Origin of the sequence: Acidiplasma aeolicum, assembly GCF_001402945.1 — an archaeon.
Lineage (GTDB): Archaea > Thermoplasmatota > Thermoplasmata > Thermoplasmatales > Thermoplasmataceae > Acidiplasma > Acidiplasma aeolicum.
Genome location: NZ_LKBG01000123.1, coordinates 1 through 15,599 on the forward strand (window position 1 = coordinate 1; position 15,599 = coordinate 15,599).

The window sequence follows — 15,599 nt, forward strand, 5'->3', positions numbered from 1 at the left end:
TCCGGATTCTCAAGGGATTTTTTATAGGTCTCAAAATACCTCGATAAATGCGCGCTATATCTTTCATTCATGGGTAGTGTATCATTCATAATTAAAAGTAAAATAAAACTGTATTTAAATCTTTTTACAAATTTCTTATACCCATATACGGCATATGCAGTAAAAAATTACTAATTATGGTAACAATAAAAATGAGATTTGTATAAATACTATTAATAAATTTTTATTAATATGAATATATTTATAAAAAAATGTTATTTTTTAAGCTCATTAACAAGCTTGTCAACAACAGAAAACAGGTCATCAACTATTCCATAATCACACTCATCAAAAATTGGTGCAGTTTTATCCTTATTTATTGCAATTACCGTTTTAGCGCCACGTATTCCTGCTATGTGCTGTATCTGACCTGAAATGCCAAGCGCTATGTAAAAATCTGGCCGCACCTTTTTACCGGATAGACCAACCTGCTGATCCTCACTGAGCCATTTATAGTCAAGGCAAACGGGCCTGGAACCTGCAAGTTTTGCATGAAGGATATCTACAAGCGGTTCAATTTTTTGTATGTTTTCCTTGCTGCCAACACCCCTTCCAATGGATACTATAATTTTTGCATCGCTTATATCCTCGCCACCAGAGTTTTTATCAAGTCTTGATTTTATTTCATAAATGCTCTTTTGTAATTGAAGATTTTCAGATTCCGATATCTTTTCAAGTGTATCTGCAGATGATATGCCTGGTGCAACTGTAAATAAATGAAAATCTGAACTTTCCTCCATTACCGTCTTGCCACCATAAAATAATCTTTTTGTAATGATTTTATCATTATTATCAAAATAAAAGATTTCGGTAAGGCATTTCATTCCAGTTCTGGCAGAAAGTATTCCGGCTATTTCCCTTCCAAGCACCGTGGAGGATATAAAAATAAAATCATATTTATTTTTATCATTAAGCTTTATTATGGCATCTGAAAGGTTGTCAGAAAAACCGGAGTCATAAAAATAAACCTTTGATGCACCGTACTTTAATACAGATTCATCATGAATCGATATGATATCTATGTCCATTTTTTTTGAAAAATATGATGCCATCTCCCCTGCATTTTTTGGTATATCAGAGAAAAGTAATCCCCTCATCTTGATGCACCCCTTAAAAGCCTGGATATTTCAGCAACACCATCATCAGTATTTTCAAATATTATCCTTTTTCTTTCACTTTTTGGTGCGGTATTGGATATTACATTAGGTGAATCACTGTAATTTGGATTTGCGTCAATGATTTTTATCTCCTTTTTCCCGGCCTTCATGATCTGCATAACATTCGGCAGTCTTGGATTATTAATTTCCTGTGCAACAGATATTACAACCGGCATGGCCTGGGTCTGAATCACATTATATTCCTCAAGCTCCAAGGTGGCTTTTACATTTTTATCCGCTATTTCTATGCCTATGGCATTGCTAAGAAGTGGTATTTTCATTTTTTCAGATAGTACCGGTGCAAGAATACCAGAATATGAATCTGATGACTGGTTGCCTAGGATAATGATATCAAAATTTTTGTCCTTAATATATTCATAAATTACATTTGCTGTTACATGCGGGTTAGATTTTTTGTAACCCTTTAATATAACACCGGTGTCAACACCCATGGCATATGCCTCCTTTATTGCAGATGTTGTTTTATCGGTGCCAAAGGATATGCCGGTTATTTCCCCACCATATTTTTCCTTTAACTGGACTGCGGCCTCTATGGCATTCTTGCTTAGGATGTCAAGTTTCAAGGGGAGATTATCAAGAATCGGCTCTCCATTTTCATTTGTCTTCAGCTGGTCCATATCTATGGTCTGTTTAATCAGGACTGCAATATTCATAATTATGTGATGTTTTAATTAATATTTAATTTTTCCAAAAAGAATGAATATTATTATACATAAATATAAGGTTACATATAAACAAAAGACTTTATAAAATATAAAAAAATGTGGTTTAAGTGATATTTATGTTAATTTTACAGGCTGGTGGTGCGCTTGGAATATAGCGGTACATTCATTGTTGATTATCCATTAGATGATGTAAATAATTATTTTTCAGATATAAATAATGTTATACCCTGCCTGCCGGGAATATATGACCTTAAAAGAGGTGAGATAATACAATGCAGGGTTAAGTTCGATATTTCAGATGAGGGAATAGGAAACCTGAGCACTGTATCAGGTAAAATGTCTTTTAAATATAACAAAAATGAGAATAGGGTAAATATAAACGGAAAGGGTAAAATAGAGGGTTCTAAAATAGTTTTTAATATAGATATCACGTATGAAAAATACAATGACAAAACAAGCATTACATGGAAAAGCAAATTTGATTTTGGAATACTTATGAGGCTTATTGGCATTCAAAAAGTTGAGGATATATCATTAAAGAATATACAGCAGACAATTCACTGCATAGAATCCAGGCTTGTATATAATTAATATCATAATATATATTATAATATTAATTTTAATATTAATAAGGTTAAAAACACATTTTTTTTATTTAATATGATAATTAATTTAATAAATTATTAATAAAGAAACAATATTTTTTCCTATGATTTCAATCATTTACGATTACATTAACTGGGAGGAAAAACAGATTATTAAAAAGCTGCAGGAGGAAAATATAGAATACAATATTATAAATGCAAAGGATGAGCCCTTAAATATTACTGGCAAAAATAGCAAAATAGGTGATGTTGCATTTATAAGATGTGTGAGCCATAGAAGGTCCTTATATTACTCTGCAATACTGGAAAATCAGGGTATCAGAACAATAAATTCCTTTAATATTTTTAATATCACAGGGAATAAGATAATTACATCCGCGTATCTTTATAAAAATAATATACCAACTCCTGAATCCACTGTTAGCTTTTCAAAGGATGCTGCCATTGGGGTTTGCAATTCCTATGGCTATCCAGTTGTGTTTAAGCCAGCATCAGGAAGCTGGGGCAGGATGGTATCATTAATAAAAAATGATAATATGGCAGAAACAATTTTTTCAATGAATGATATGGTTAATGAATCAGGTGTTTATTACATCCAGAGGTATGTGGAAAGACCACCAAGGGATATAAGGGCGATTCTAATAAATCATGATATTTCAGCAGCAGTGTACAGGTATTCCAACGATGGCTGGAAAACTAATCTTTACCGTGGTGGCAAGGTGGAAAAGGCGGCCCTGAGCGATTATGATAGGGAGATTATAATTAAGGCATCTGAAATATTTGATGCGGGTGTGATTGGAATAGATGCAATGGAATCTCCAGATGGCATAAAAATACATGAAATCAATGGCAGGGTGGAGTTTAAAGGTGCCTCAAGGGTTTATGGTGATAAGATAATAAATGATGTTGTTAATTTTCTTAAATCCACTAGTTAGGATAAAAATATTATATTAATAAATTAATGGCATAATATAAATTTAATAATCAAAAAAACATAAAGTGTTATGAAAGAGATATTCCTTGATAAAAATGAGAATGCATTTGATATACCAGAAAACTTAAAGTATGAGTTAATGGAATATATTAAAAAAACACCATTTAACAGGTACCCAGAAAAGGGATTACCCACACTGCTTGAAAAAATAGGCGATTTTCTCGGTTTTAATCAGGAAAATATAATTGCAGGAAATGGCAGCGATGAGCTCCTTAATTTAATAATATCCTCATCAAGAGGAAACGTTCTAATTAACTCACCAACATTTGAAATGTATTCATTTTATGCAAAAAATTATGGGAGGGGAATAACAGATATCCCACTGCGTGATGATTTTTCAATAGACGTTGATGCCATTAAAAAGGCAGGGAACACAGGGCTCATAGTTATATGCTCTCCAAATAACCCCACAGGCAATTTAATATCAAAAAATGATATACAGGAGGTGCTTGATCTAAATATACCAACAATACTGGACAATGCATATTTTGAATTCTCGGAGGAGGATTACACACCAATGATAAATGATTATGATAATCTTATAATACTGAGAACATTTTCAAAGGCCTTTAGCATGGCCGGCCTAAGGGTTGGTTACGGAATAGCCAGTGAAAAAACAGCATCTGTACTTAAATCACTTCAGGCACCGTTTTATTTAAACATTTTATCAGCAAAAATGGCTGAGATAATGATTGACAATTACTCATACGTACGCGAAAAGATAAAATATATAATTGATGAACGTGAAAGGGTGTACAGGCATGTAAAGGATATTGCATATGAAAGCAGGGCAAATTTCCTTTATTTAAGGCATGATTTGTATGACTTTATGGAAAAAAAGGGGATACACATAAGAAAGCTGCCACTTGTTAAGGATAGATCAAGGATTACCATAGGCACAAAGGAGGAAAATGATATTGCAATAAATGCCATGGATGAATTCATGGAAAATAAATTATAAATCTATAATATTACTGGTGAGTGATTATATGAATCCGGTGGATAAGGTATTATTAATAGTTGACGGTGAGAGCGGGGCAGGACAGGATATTTCAGAAACATTTTCAAAGAACGGTACAAGGATTGTCCTTATATATACAGATAAGGAAAAGGCGGTGAAATTAAAGGAAAAAATAGAAAAAATGGAGGGCATAATAAATATATTTTCAAGAGATGAAAAAAACCTTTATGATAAGGTTAAGCAAATTGCAGGCAGGGTAGACATAATTATTAATAATATATATTTTGAAAATATTAATAAGGGAAATGAAGATTTCATGAATGTTCTTCAATCTTTGGATTACTACATAAACTTTATAAAAAATGCAAGAAATTTCGGTGCAACATTAATTATAAATGCTGTATATAATAAAGACGACTCCTTTGAATATTCAATGGTTAAGAGTGTTTTTGATACATTTACATTAAAATATAAAACAGATGCCAGAATTTTTACAGTTTCATCCAGTAATATAGACCCGGAGTATATAGAAAAACTTCCTGATAAAATTTCAGAAAAAAAATTGCAGAGTTCAGATATAACCAATGCAATAATATTTAGCACCATAGTGGACGGAATTAACAGAAAGATTTTAGATCTGTAACATTGTTTTATGTTATAATATAAAAATTTTATAAAATTTAATTGCCGTAAATTATAAAGTCTTACATCTGATTATCAGGGTGTTTAACTTAATTCATATTAATTAAGCCTTAAGAATTACAGGTATTTTTCTGGGCATAAATATATTAAATTAAACCAGATTTTATAATTTAATCTGTAATTATTCTTCATTATTCATGCTTCCGTGAACAGATATTAGCATAGAAAATATATTATATTATTTCCTGTTTTATTATACATGGATGCAAATGTTAGGGAAAGGATTATAAAAATGAAAAGTATGGTTTTTGAAAACCTAATGGAGTCTTATATCCCCTTTCCAATGGATAAAAAACTTTATTCCTCATGGACTGAATCCCTGGAAAGAAATAAAAAAACAGTGCTTTATACATCTTACATGTACCAGATATCCGGAATACTAAAGAGATACGAGAAACTCTTTCCAAAGATATACAGGGTTAACATGCCGAAAAAATTAATCAGTTTATCAAAGTTTATCATCAGGCCATCTGATTCTGAACTGCAGAGGTCGTTCAGCATTTTAAATAATATATCGTCTATGCTGAAAAAAAACGGAATTGATTTCGGGTATTTATATGAGGATGAACCATATTCCGGTGCTATTTTACTTGAGTCTGGATTCCTTTATGAATTCCAGAAATACGGAGAAAAATTAAGGGATTTTTTTCATGATCGGGGCATAGAAAAACTTATAACCGTTGACCCGCATACAACAAATGCATTAAACAGGCTAAAGGAAATAATAAACTTTGATATAGATGTTGTAAATTATTTAGAAATTATAAATTTCAAGGGTTCCGGTGATTATGTAATACATGATTCCTGCCTTTATTCAAGGGCGTTAAACATGTATGACCCTATTAGGGCAAAGATAAAAAATGCTGGTATAAATATTCATGAGGATTACCTCGTAACAAGCAGGGAAATGGGATTCTGCTGTGGTGGCCCGCTATCCCTTATTTCAGAATCAGACAGTGAGGAAATTTCAAAGATGAGGTCTGAAAGTTTGCTTAAGGTTAATAATAATGTTATGGTGATGTGCCCCCTGTGCTTTGAAAACCTTTCACCATATATTGATAATATAAAGGACCTGGCAGAGGTAGTTTCATAGGGTGTTGAAAATGGATTATGAATGGAATGTGGCAATTAACAAGGCAATAGTTAATAATGCTCCAAAGGTTGAAAAAATATTAAGGGAGAACCCATATATTAATGATCTGGCTGCGGATTTAAGAGAGAAAAAGCTTGATGTCCTAAACAATATTGATAAATATATAAAGCAGACAGAAGAAAGTGTTTTACGCTCCGGCGGAGGTTTTCATCTTGCAAGGGATTCAAATGATGCAATTGATATTGTAAGAAAAATAATAGGTGATAAGAAAAATATAGTGTTATCAAAATCAAACGTTCTTTACGAAATAAAATTAAGGGAAACTCTGGCATCCGAGGGCAGGGACATATGGGAAACAGATCTTGGTGAGTACCTTGTTCAGATAAATAATGACATGCCATCTCATCTTATTGCCCCGGCAATACACCTAACGAAGGAGAAGGTTGGTAAAATTTTAAATGAAAATCTGGATAAATCAATAGATGAGAATTCAAAAACAGAGGATATGGTACATAGTGTAAGGGAATTTTTAATGAAAAAATATCTTGCAGCCGATGTTGGCATAACAGGCGCAAATGCGGTATCAGCAGATTCTGGTTCTGTTATTCTTGTTGAAAACGAGGGCAATATAAGAATGGACACTGTTCTGCCTGGAATACATATTGCAATAACAGGCATTGATAAAATAGTTCCAACGCTCAAGGATGCATTTAATGAGGCTATAGTTCAGGCCGCAAATGCCGGGTTTTATCCACCAACATACATAAATGTATCATCAGGCCCAAGCTCCACAGGTGATATAGAACTCAAGAAAGTGACGCCGGCCACAGGCCCCAGGGAATTCCATTTAATACTGGTCGATAATGGAAGAAGTGATGCTATAAAATCTGATTTAATGGAATCACTGCTTTGCATAAGATGTGGCAGATGCTATTTTTCATGCCCTGCCTACAGGCTTTATGGAAAAGATTTTGGTACAAGCCCTTATACCGGCCCAACGGGCATAATGTGGTCTGCCATAATATTTAAGGAATACGACAAATCTGAAATGTGCATGCATTCCGGCGGCTGTGGTGAGGTATGCCCAATGAAAATACCAATACCAAAAATTATAGAAAAAATTAAATTTAGATATACAGGATAAAAAATTAACCTTGTCCTGATTATAAGTATTTTAATAAATAGCCAATATTTTAACAACTAGGATTTTCTTTATTTTCCCGTGCTTATCTCCTTCCTTTATATTAGATTGTATGCACAATTGTTTTCAGTCCATTAATTGCATCATATGGCATATTTATTACATACCAAATGTCACCTGCATTAACCATACCTTCAGGTATAAAAAAATGTTGTATAAAATATTAAATTTATGATAAAAACATGAACAAATTTATAAAACAATATTTTATATGGATTTATGAAAATTTTAAATTATGACATACATCTGGATATAGATTTTGCAGGCAAAAAATATTCAGGAACCGAGAATATAAAAATAGAAAAACCGGATAAAAAACTTGAGCTTGACATTAATGAAATAGATATAAAAGGTGTTAAAATTAATGGAATGGATGCCGTATTTTCAGTTTCAAACACACAGCTGGTTGTGGATAATGATTCCAGTGATGTTATTGATCTTTCCATAGAATTTTACACATATAATGATCCAGGTTTAAAGGGATTTTATGTAGCAGGTGATGCCAATAAATATATATTATCAACGCAGTTTGAAGAATCAGATGCCAGGAGGGCATTTCCATGCTTTGACAATCCGTTGTACAAGGCAACCTTTGACCTTGAGGTGAAAATAGATAAGGATTTGCAGGCCATATCAAACATGCCCATAAAGCATGAAAAAATAGAGGCAAACAAGAAAATAGTAACGTTTGAGAGAACCCCGGTTATGTCAACATATCTTCTTTACATAGGTATTGGGCATTTTGATGAGATGTCCACGATGTACCGCAACAAGAGGTTTTATTATGCCGCCATGGATGGCAGGCTTTCAAAATCATCATATCCTCTGGATATTGCAAAAAAATCTGTTGAATACCTTGAAAATTATACCAATATAGAATACATGCTGCCAAAACTGCATTTAATTGCTGTTCCAGAATTTGCAGCAGGTGCCATGGAAAACTGGGGTGCAATAACATTCAGGGAAATACTGTTAAACATGGATGCCTCATCATCCTCTAAAAGTTACAGAAGGAGTGCAGAGGTAATAACACATGAACTTGTGCACCAGTGGTTTGGTGATCTGGTAACAATGAAATGGTGGAATGATCTGTGGCTAAATGAAAGCTTTGCCACATTCTTCGCATTTAAAACAGTTGATGCTGTTGAGCCCTCATGGAATTTCTTTGGTGATTTTCTTCTGGATCAGACAGATGGCGCATACACAATGGACTCAATAATTAACTCACATCCAATAAACGCTGAGGTAAGCGATCCCATGGGCGTGTCAAAATTATCATATGAAATAAGATACGGAAAGGGATCAAATGTGCTCAGAATGATAGAGGCATACACCGGAAATGATGTGTTCATGACCGGGTTAAGAAATTATCTAAAAAAATTCTCATATTCAAATGCAGAGGGTTCAGATCTTTGGAATTCAATAGAGGAGGTTTCAAAAAAGGGAATATCGGAAATAATGAATGAATGGATTTCCAAGAAGGGTTACCCGCTTTTAATGGCCAAAAAAACAGATAATGGCCTTTTGCTAACACAGGAAAAATTCAATTTGCACGGCAATGAACATGAAGAATGGAAGATACCTTTATTTATAAACAGATTTAGCGGCGAGCAGAAGATTTTAATGGAGGGGAAAGACCTTAAACTTGATGGCGATATTATTTCCTTAAATAAAATGCACTTTGGATTCTACCGCGTATATTATGATAATGAACTTTTTAATAACATAATAAAAAACCTTGACAAGATAAGCGTATTCGAGAAGTGGGGAATTATAAATGACATGTATGCCTTATTCCTTGCAGGAAGGATGGAATTAACAGAATTTATGCGCAGGATGGAAACTTTTTACAAGATTAATGAGCCCGTTATTATTGAGGAAATATCAAAGGAACTTTATAATTTATTTATAATATCGCAGAATATATACTTTAAGGATATAGTTAATTTCTATATTAAGGATAAAATTGAATATATTGAAAAAAATAAATCGGATGATTTTAATTATAAAACAGTGCTTTCAAACCTGTACTCAAGGCTGGCATACATCAACTCTGATTTTGCCTCAAAGCTTGTAAAGAAATACAGCAGTTTTGAGCTTGTCAATCCTGATGAAAGGCAGGCTTATTTGATATCAAGGGCTGTAACAGGCTCAGATTTCTCATATTTCAGGGACATAATAGAGAATTCAAAAAGTGATGAGGACAAAACCAAGGCAATAATGGCCTGCGGCATATTATCTGAAAATGAGGATCATGACCAGATAATTGATTTCATTAAATCAGGCAGGGTAAAAAAACAGGATGCAGATTCATTCTTTACATCAATGGCAACATATCCGGAGTCGAGGGAATTTATAGTAAATAATTTAGAAACCATTGTAGACCTATTATTTAACATCAGGGTAAGCAACCTTAGAATAAACAGATGTGTTCAGACCATGATATCATATGGTGGGCTTGCAGATCCAGAAAAGATTAAAAAGGATGCAGAAAAAATTAGAAGAGATGAAATAGAGGGTGGAATCAACAAGGGACTTGAATTCCTCGAAATATTTGAAAATGCCATAAAGGCATCAAATTAATAATTTTTAATATCTTTTAAATTTATGGATGCAAGCGGTATTATCATTTCCTCAGGGCTTAGACCACCATGCATACCGTTATCCTTAATAATGTCATTTTCACAGTATTTATACCATACAGTGTTTCCATAATATGGCAAAACTATAAAATCACCAATGCGTGAACAGTATTTTTTTGTGATATCAGCCGGCCCAAGCAGTTGTCTTCTTATAAGATCACCCTTTTTTATTATCATGGCCCTTCCCATGAGCTGTTCGGACAAAACATCCATAATTTTATCATCCTCAGAATAAATGGACATATCCCTGGGGCTCCATGTTTCCGGTATTTTTTTCCCATCCCTTACAGTAATATATTCATCTATGCACCTAACATATATCTTATTCTTCACAGGCATAAATCCATGATCCGATGATATAATTACATTTATTTTTTGGCCGGCAAGTTCATTTAAAAAGTCATTAAAAAGATATGATATATTTTTTATAGAATATAAATGCTCCAAACTGCCAGGCCCGTATCTGTGCTGCATCTTATCAAAATTTTCTATATAAAAGAATACATATGAGGGGCCATGCAGTTTCATAAGCAACTTTTTTAAGATAATAAATCCCTCACATAAAAAATCAAAACGCTTTCTTTCCTTTGAACCTGAATACATTATTCTGCTGTAATCACTCTTCATTAAATTGCTATTTGATATTATGTAGGATTTTATTCCACTTTTTCTGAGGATTTCATAAAACGTTTCACCGTTAAAGAGTATTTCAGGACTGAAATTTGAATTTTTAAAACGCTCATTATCTTTTTTATAAACAGGAATAAACGGGAGGCTTTTTAATACCATTGAAAATTCATCAATGTAAAGCCTCCATTCAAAGAGGCCATGTTCAGATGGATATTTACCTGTATTTATTGTATTGCTTGCAGCGGCCGTTGTGGATGGGAAAACTGCGGTGATTGGAGAGACAAGCCCGGCATCATTAATAATTTTAAATGGCCGGTACTGTGATAGATAATCAATCCAGTGACCGTAACCAAGGCCATCAATATAAATGAATACCGTTGGTACATCATTATCAAGATTAAAATATAAATTTCTGTCAAGGCCCCTTCCATGGCTGATGCCGAATAAATTTAATATTGATGCATTTATATTTGCAAAATTATATCCATTGTAACAAGGATAAACAAAGTTTTCATCTTTTTTATAATTCTCAATAATATTATCAATAATCATGGTTGAATATGTATTAAAACTATAAAAAATAGGTATATTTTGTTAAACCTGGGCTGATATGATTTATCCATGTTATAAATGGAATTTGGATAAAGAGATATACTAAAATTTGAATATGGTTATTATGAATATGCCAACATACAGGGACGAACCATTTAAATGGTATGAGTTTATGAGACAGAATCATCCTGTATTCAGATATGGTAATTCAGTACATGTGTTTAAATATAATGATATATTAAATGTACTGTCAAACCACCGTGTCTTTTCATCACAGTTCAGAGATCTCCTTGATGAAAACCTTTCCGGCATTCTTAATGAAAAAATTGCACCAAGCATACTCATACTTGACCCTCCAAAACATACAGAGTTAAGGAACCTCATTAATTATGCCTTTGTGCCAAAAACAATAGATAATTACGAAAATAGAATAAGACAAATTGCTGATGACCTCATTATTAACATGCTTACGGAAAAAAATGTGGATATAGTTGCAAAACTTTCATACCCACTGCCTGTCATGGTTATTTCAGAGATACTGGGCATACCGGATAATGACATGCCACTGTTTAAGATCTGGTCAGACCGACTTGCATCCTCCCTTGGCCGTGGACCGGACATAAAAACACAGTATGAGATTGCAGATTATTTTTATGGCTTAATAAGGAAGCCTGATAAATTAAAAGGACTTTTAAAGGATCTATGCACGGTTGAGATTGATGGAAGAAAATTAACTGATCAGGAGATAGTTAGCTTTGCAATTTTACTTCTTGTGGCCGGTAATGAAACCACAACAAATCTAATAACAAATACCATATTAACGATTTCTGAGAACAAAAAATATTTTTATGAAATGCAGAATGATGCATCACTTATCCCGGCAGTCATAGAGGAAACGCTAAGATACAGATCACCTGTTCAATCAACAAGGAGGTATGCAAGGGAGGATACAGAGATATCGGGTACTGAGGTGCTTAAAAATGATATTGTATTTTTATATCTTGGATCGGCAAACAGGGACGAGGACATATATAAGGAACCGGATTTGTTTGATCCAAAAAGGAATAATAAAAGGCACATGGCATTCGGACACGGTATACACTTCTGTATAGGTGCCCCACTGGCACGCCTTGAGGCAGTGGTTGTTCTGAAGGAATTTTCCAAATTTATAAAAGATTTTACCGTTGAAAAACCGTCCGGTGATGATAGAATAGACAGCGATATTATGTACGGTTTTAAAAAATTAATAATTAATTTATAAAAATATATTATAGCATTTTTTTATCCCTTTCTGCTATATTTTTATCAAAATCCTCATAGAATTTATAATTTATTACATCATACTGCTCCGCACGTGTCATCAGGTTATTCATAATATTTTTCTGGGTTCCATCACTTTTTAATGCCTTTAATGTTTCATCCATTGCCCTGGCTGCAGCACGGAATGTGGTAACAGGGAATATAACAAAACGGTAGCCTAGTCTCTCAAATGTTCCGGCGTCTATTAATGGTGTTTTTCCAAACTCGGTCATGTTGGCCAGAAGTGGTGCATCAACCTTATCCGCAACATACTTAAATTCATCCACAGATGTAAGTGCCTCAGGGAATATTATATCAGCGCCCTCGTCAATGTATATTCTTGCACGTTCAACTGCCTCATCCAGTCCTTTTACTGCACGTGAGTCTGTTCTGGCAATTATTAGGGATTTTTTTCTTGCCATATTTGCCGATCTTATTTTTTCTATCATATTTTCGCGGCTTATTACCTCCTTTCCATCAAGATGGCCACACCTTTTTGGTGAAACCTGATCCTCGATCTGTATGGCTGCAGCGCCGGCGTCCTCCAGCAGTCTAACGGTTCTGTAAACGTTTAATGTTTCCCCGAAGCCGGTGTCAGCGTCAACTATTACAGGTATATCTGTTACCTCATGGATTTTTCTTACCATATCAGCAAGCTCTGTTATAGTAATCATTCCAAGGTCTGGAAGGCCGTATGATGATGTCAGGGCACCGCCTGAAAGATAAACAGCCTTAAATCCATTTCTCTTTGCCAGAAGTGCCGCAAATGGGTTAAAAACCCCGGGCACAACTGTAAATTTTTCATCAAGAAGATTAGACAAGATTTTCCACCTCCTTATCCTCCATATTCCACAGGTCCCTTACGGCTGAAACCATACCGGTTAATCTAATAAACTTTGTTTCCACCTCGCGGTCATCCATTGGATTCTTATAATGGCCCCTTGGAATTATAACCTCACTTTCATATTTTTTATCCCCGCATTTTATTTTTATTTTAACAGGAAGGCTTTCCGGATACATTTTGGTATACTCTGGAATCTCGGTTACCTTTATTTTCTTCATTAATGACTTGGCATTTTCATTCCTGATGTCGCTGTAATTATTTGTCCAGAAATCCTTATTTAAAAGTGTCGATGCCACGATAAATGGAAGGCTGTGATCTGCAGTTTCCTTATTCTCCGGACTCCATTTTTCAGGGTCTGCAAGTATTGTTACAGCCGCCTCATATGTTTCTATTTCAACAGAATCTATTCTGTTAACATCTATTTCATTTGCAAGCTTTAATGCGGCCTCAACAGCAGCCTGTGCATGGTACTCAACTGGATATTTCTTTATATATGTGCGCATTATTGCATCAGAAGATTTTTTCCTTAATGCGTCCTCAGCAAGATCAGGAACTATAATATTTTTAAAACCCATCTTTCCAGAAATTGGTTCCCTTGGTGATGTAAAGCCATAAAGTGTTGCAAGTGCGGCAAATATTGAGTTTCTGGCAGAGTTTGCAGCGGCACCGGCCTTCCACATTGATAACTCACCAACCCTTGTCTGCCTTAATGCTATATGTGGCACCAGTGAAATGGAAATGGTATTTATTGTCTGGTCCACATCAAAATTCATCATGTTTGAAAGTGCAGCGGCCATTGCAATTTCTGTATAATTTACATGGTCATACCCCTTTTTTCTTAAAGTTGCCGAATCACAGAACCGGGCGCCTATTTCATAACCAACGGCTGCCGCCGTAATAAGATCCTTTCCGGTTTTATGGAACATTGACCCTAAGGATATGAGCGGACCGAATATATCACTTGGATGCAGTGGCTCCAGTGATAAATACGTATCATTAAAATCCATGTATCTTATTATAAGCGAGTTGTAAAAGGCTGAATAATCAGGTGATGCAGTATTAAGCCCAATCATTTTGGCATTTCCAGGATAAAGCCCCGAAAGTTTTTTGAACTTTAACGCGGGCTGTGAATCCATGGATGAGTATGCAACACCAAGGCTGTCTATGAACCTTCTTTTCACCTCATGTTTAACGTCCGCCGCTAGGTCATTATATTTTGTATTGGATATAAAATCTGCCAGTTCCTCTTCAATGTTCATAAATCAAGATAGTGTTTAACAATATATTGTTTTTCATTGGATAATTTTAATTTATTCTTTTCCTTTTGTAAAACCAATTCTAAGAACGATTATCTTTGTAAATAAATTCAGTTTTTTGGATTCAGTAATATTTAATACCAAAATTTAATTAGTACAATATAAATGGCAAAAAATAAAAAAAATGTTGGGAATAAAAATCGGGGGGAACAGAAAAAAATTAAAAAAGCAGGTATATTTAAAAATAAAAATTTTATTCTTGGGTCAATATTATCAGTTGTACTTGTAATTATAGTTGTGCTTGCCGTTACCAATCCATTCTTTATTCCACCATCAGGTATAGAATCAAATAAATACTACAAGATATCTGAGTATGACCTTATAAATGGCAATAAATACGCGGTTTATTATGTTTCATGGTACGGCTGCCCAATAGGTGCAGCTGACTCATGGTCATTATACTATGCAATGAATTCCACTGAAAATATATATAAAGATGTTCAATTGCATACCTCTTCATCGACTGACATATTTGCTGATAATCCCGGGTTAATATTTAAAGATAACATAACATTTAATTATAAATCTAAGGTAATAACATTTTATCCATTGTATTTATATAATCAGACGCTAACAGGTACCGTAAATAATAAAACAATAAGCGGTTCAAAGATTGCATATGGATTTAGTATAATAAATAAAACATTTCCTGCACGCGTGGCATCCGAGTTCTATAAATACAGGGGCAATATTACATATGATGGGCATATAGAAACGACAATGATAATAACCGGCCCCAGGGGGGCGTATATATATCAGGGACTTTTATATAATCCTGAGAATAATATTGGAACAGGAAATGAAAACGCCTGGGCACCGGACAGTCCTGCCCATGTTATGTCTAACCTGAACGGCATCAATGCAATAAAAAGTTCTGG

At 34.1% G+C, this 15,599-nt stretch carries 14 protein-coding genes; 9 read left to right on the top strand and 5 right to left on the bottom strand.

The annotated features are described in order from the left end of the window. Positions 1 to 254: 254 nt before the first annotated feature. Positions 255 to 1,136 carry an electron transfer flavoprotein subunit alpha/FixB family protein gene (locus AOG54_RS03450; protein ID WP_048101485.1) on the bottom strand — a complete coding sequence of 294 codons (882 nt, stop codon included), beginning with the start codon at positions 1,134 to 1,136 and terminating at the stop codon, positions 255 to 257. Further along, positions 1,133 to 1,870, bottom strand: a complete 738-nt coding sequence (locus AOG54_RS03455; protein ID WP_048101486.1) for an electron transfer flavoprotein subunit beta/FixA family protein — start codon at positions 1,868 to 1,870, stop codon at positions 1,133 to 1,135. Before AOG54_RS03455 ends, AOG54_RS03450 begins: the two co-directional genes overlap by 4 nt. Positions 1,871 to 2,026: 156 nt before the next feature. Here AOG54_RS03455 and AOG54_RS03460 point away from each other — a divergent pair, with 156 nt between their 5' ends. The 7 genes from AOG54_RS03460 (at position 2,027) to AOG54_RS03490 (ending at position 10,021) form a co-directional block, all read left to right on the top strand. Beyond that, positions 2,027 to 2,473, top strand: coding sequence for a CoxG family protein (locus tag AOG54_RS03460; RefSeq protein WP_048101487.1), 447 nt, complete (start codon positions 2,027 to 2,029; stop codon positions 2,471 to 2,473). 118 nt (positions 2,474 to 2,591) lie between these two features. Then, positions 2,592 to 3,422, top strand: coding sequence for a RimK family alpha-L-glutamate ligase (locus AOG54_RS03465; protein WP_048101488.1), 831 nt, complete (start codon positions 2,592 to 2,594; stop codon positions 3,420 to 3,422). A 69-nt stretch (positions 3,423 to 3,491) separates the two neighbouring features. After that, positions 3,492 to 4,442, top strand: coding sequence for a pyridoxal phosphate-dependent aminotransferase (locus AOG54_RS03470; RefSeq protein WP_048101489.1), 951 nt, complete (start codon positions 3,492 to 3,494; stop codon positions 4,440 to 4,442). A 28-nt stretch (positions 4,443 to 4,470) separates the two neighbouring features. Further along, positions 4,471 to 5,085, top strand: coding sequence for an SDR family NAD(P)-dependent oxidoreductase (locus AOG54_RS03475; protein ID WP_162200853.1), 615 nt, complete (start codon positions 4,471 to 4,473; stop codon positions 5,083 to 5,085). Between the two features lie 258 nt (positions 5,086 to 5,343). Then, on the top strand, positions 5,344 to 6,237 hold the full coding sequence (locus AOG54_RS03480; protein ID WP_052656743.1) for a (Fe-S)-binding protein: 894 nt from the start codon (positions 5,344 to 5,346) through the stop codon (positions 6,235 to 6,237). A 10-nt stretch (positions 6,238 to 6,247) separates the two neighbouring features. Next, complete coding sequence (locus AOG54_RS03485; RefSeq protein WP_055032424.1) at positions 6,248 to 7,381, top strand: LUD domain-containing protein; 1,134 nt, start codon at positions 6,248 to 6,250, stop codon at positions 7,379 to 7,381. Positions 7,382 to 7,657: 276 nt separating this feature from the next. Beyond that, a complete protein-coding gene (locus AOG54_RS03490; protein WP_048101491.1) occupies positions 7,658 to 10,021 on the top strand; it encodes a M1 family metallopeptidase in 2,364 nt (787 codons plus the stop codon). Here AOG54_RS03490 and AOG54_RS03495 read toward each other — a convergent pair. Continuing rightward, positions 10,018 to 11,262 carry an alkaline phosphatase family protein gene (locus AOG54_RS03495; RefSeq protein ID WP_054963936.1) on the bottom strand — a complete coding sequence of 415 codons (1,245 nt, stop codon included), beginning with the start codon at positions 11,260 to 11,262 and terminating at the stop codon, positions 10,018 to 10,020. The two genes, AOG54_RS03490 and AOG54_RS03495, sit on opposite strands and share 4 nt — an antisense overlap. 124 nt (positions 11,263 to 11,386) lie before the next feature. Here AOG54_RS03495 and AOG54_RS03500 point away from each other — a divergent pair, with 124 nt between their 5' ends. Beyond that, positions 11,387 to 12,523, top strand: coding sequence for a cytochrome P450 (locus AOG54_RS03500; RefSeq protein WP_048101493.1), 1,137 nt, complete (start codon positions 11,387 to 11,389; stop codon positions 12,521 to 12,523). Between the two features lie 7 nt (positions 12,524 to 12,530). On the opposite strand, the gene prpB is transcribed toward AOG54_RS03500, so the two are convergent. Together prpB and AOG54_RS03510 are read right to left on the bottom strand one after the other, a co-directional pair. After that, positions 12,531 to 13,382, bottom strand: a complete 852-nt coding sequence (gene prpB, locus AOG54_RS03505; RefSeq protein WP_054964560.1) for a methylisocitrate lyase — start codon at positions 13,380 to 13,382, stop codon at positions 12,531 to 12,533. Continuing rightward, positions 13,375 to 14,664, bottom strand: coding sequence for an MmgE/PrpD family protein (locus AOG54_RS03510; RefSeq protein ID WP_054964561.1), 1,290 nt, complete (start codon positions 14,662 to 14,664; stop codon positions 13,375 to 13,377). The genes prpB and AOG54_RS03510 overlap by 8 nt, the downstream gene beginning before the upstream one ends. A 162-nt stretch (positions 14,665 to 14,826) precedes the next feature. On the opposite strand from AOG54_RS03510, the gene AOG54_RS03515 reads away from it, so the two are divergent. Further along, positions 14,827 to 15,599: DUF929 family protein (locus tag AOG54_RS03515; RefSeq protein ID WP_055032425.1), on the top strand; the 773-nt coding region annotated here is incomplete at its 3' end.

Excerpts from the sequence above, each read along its gene's own strand:
- AOG54_RS03490 (WP_048101491.1), top strand. The coding sequence starts at position 7,658 with ATGAAAATTTTAAATTATGACATACATCTGGATATAGATTTTGCAGGC.
- AOG54_RS03475 (WP_162200853.1), top strand. The coding sequence starts at position 4,471 with ATGAATCCGGTGGATAAGGTATTATTAATAGTTGACGGTGAGAGCGGG.
- AOG54_RS03510 (WP_054964561.1), bottom strand. The coding sequence starts at position 14,664 with ATGAACATTGAAGAGGAACTGGCAGATTTTATATCCAATACAAAATAT.
- AOG54_RS03465 (WP_048101488.1), top strand. The coding sequence starts at position 2,592 with ATGATTTCAATCATTTACGATTACATTAACTGGGAGGAAAAACAGATT.
- AOG54_RS03495 (WP_054963936.1), bottom strand. The coding sequence starts at position 11,262 with ATGATTATTGATAATATTATTGAGAATTATAAAAAAGATGAAAACTTT.
- AOG54_RS03455 (WP_048101486.1), bottom strand. The coding sequence starts at position 1,870 with ATGAATATTGCAGTCCTGATTAAACAGACCATAGATATGGACCAGCTG.
- AOG54_RS03470 (WP_048101489.1), top strand. The coding sequence starts at position 3,492 with ATGAAAGAGATATTCCTTGATAAAAATGAGAATGCATTTGATATACCA.
- AOG54_RS03485 (WP_055032424.1), top strand. The coding sequence starts at position 6,248 with ATGGATTATGAATGGAATGTGGCAATTAACAAGGCAATAGTTAATAAT.
- AOG54_RS03450 (WP_048101485.1), bottom strand. The coding sequence starts at position 1,136 with ATGAGGGGATTACTTTTCTCTGATATACCAAAAAATGCAGGGGAGATG.
- AOG54_RS03480 (WP_052656743.1), top strand. The coding sequence starts at position 5,344 with ATGGATGCAAATGTTAGGGAAAGGATTATAAAAATGAAAAGTATGGTT.
- AOG54_RS03500 (WP_048101493.1), top strand. The coding sequence starts at position 11,387 with ATGAATATGCCAACATACAGGGACGAACCATTTAAATGGTATGAGTTT.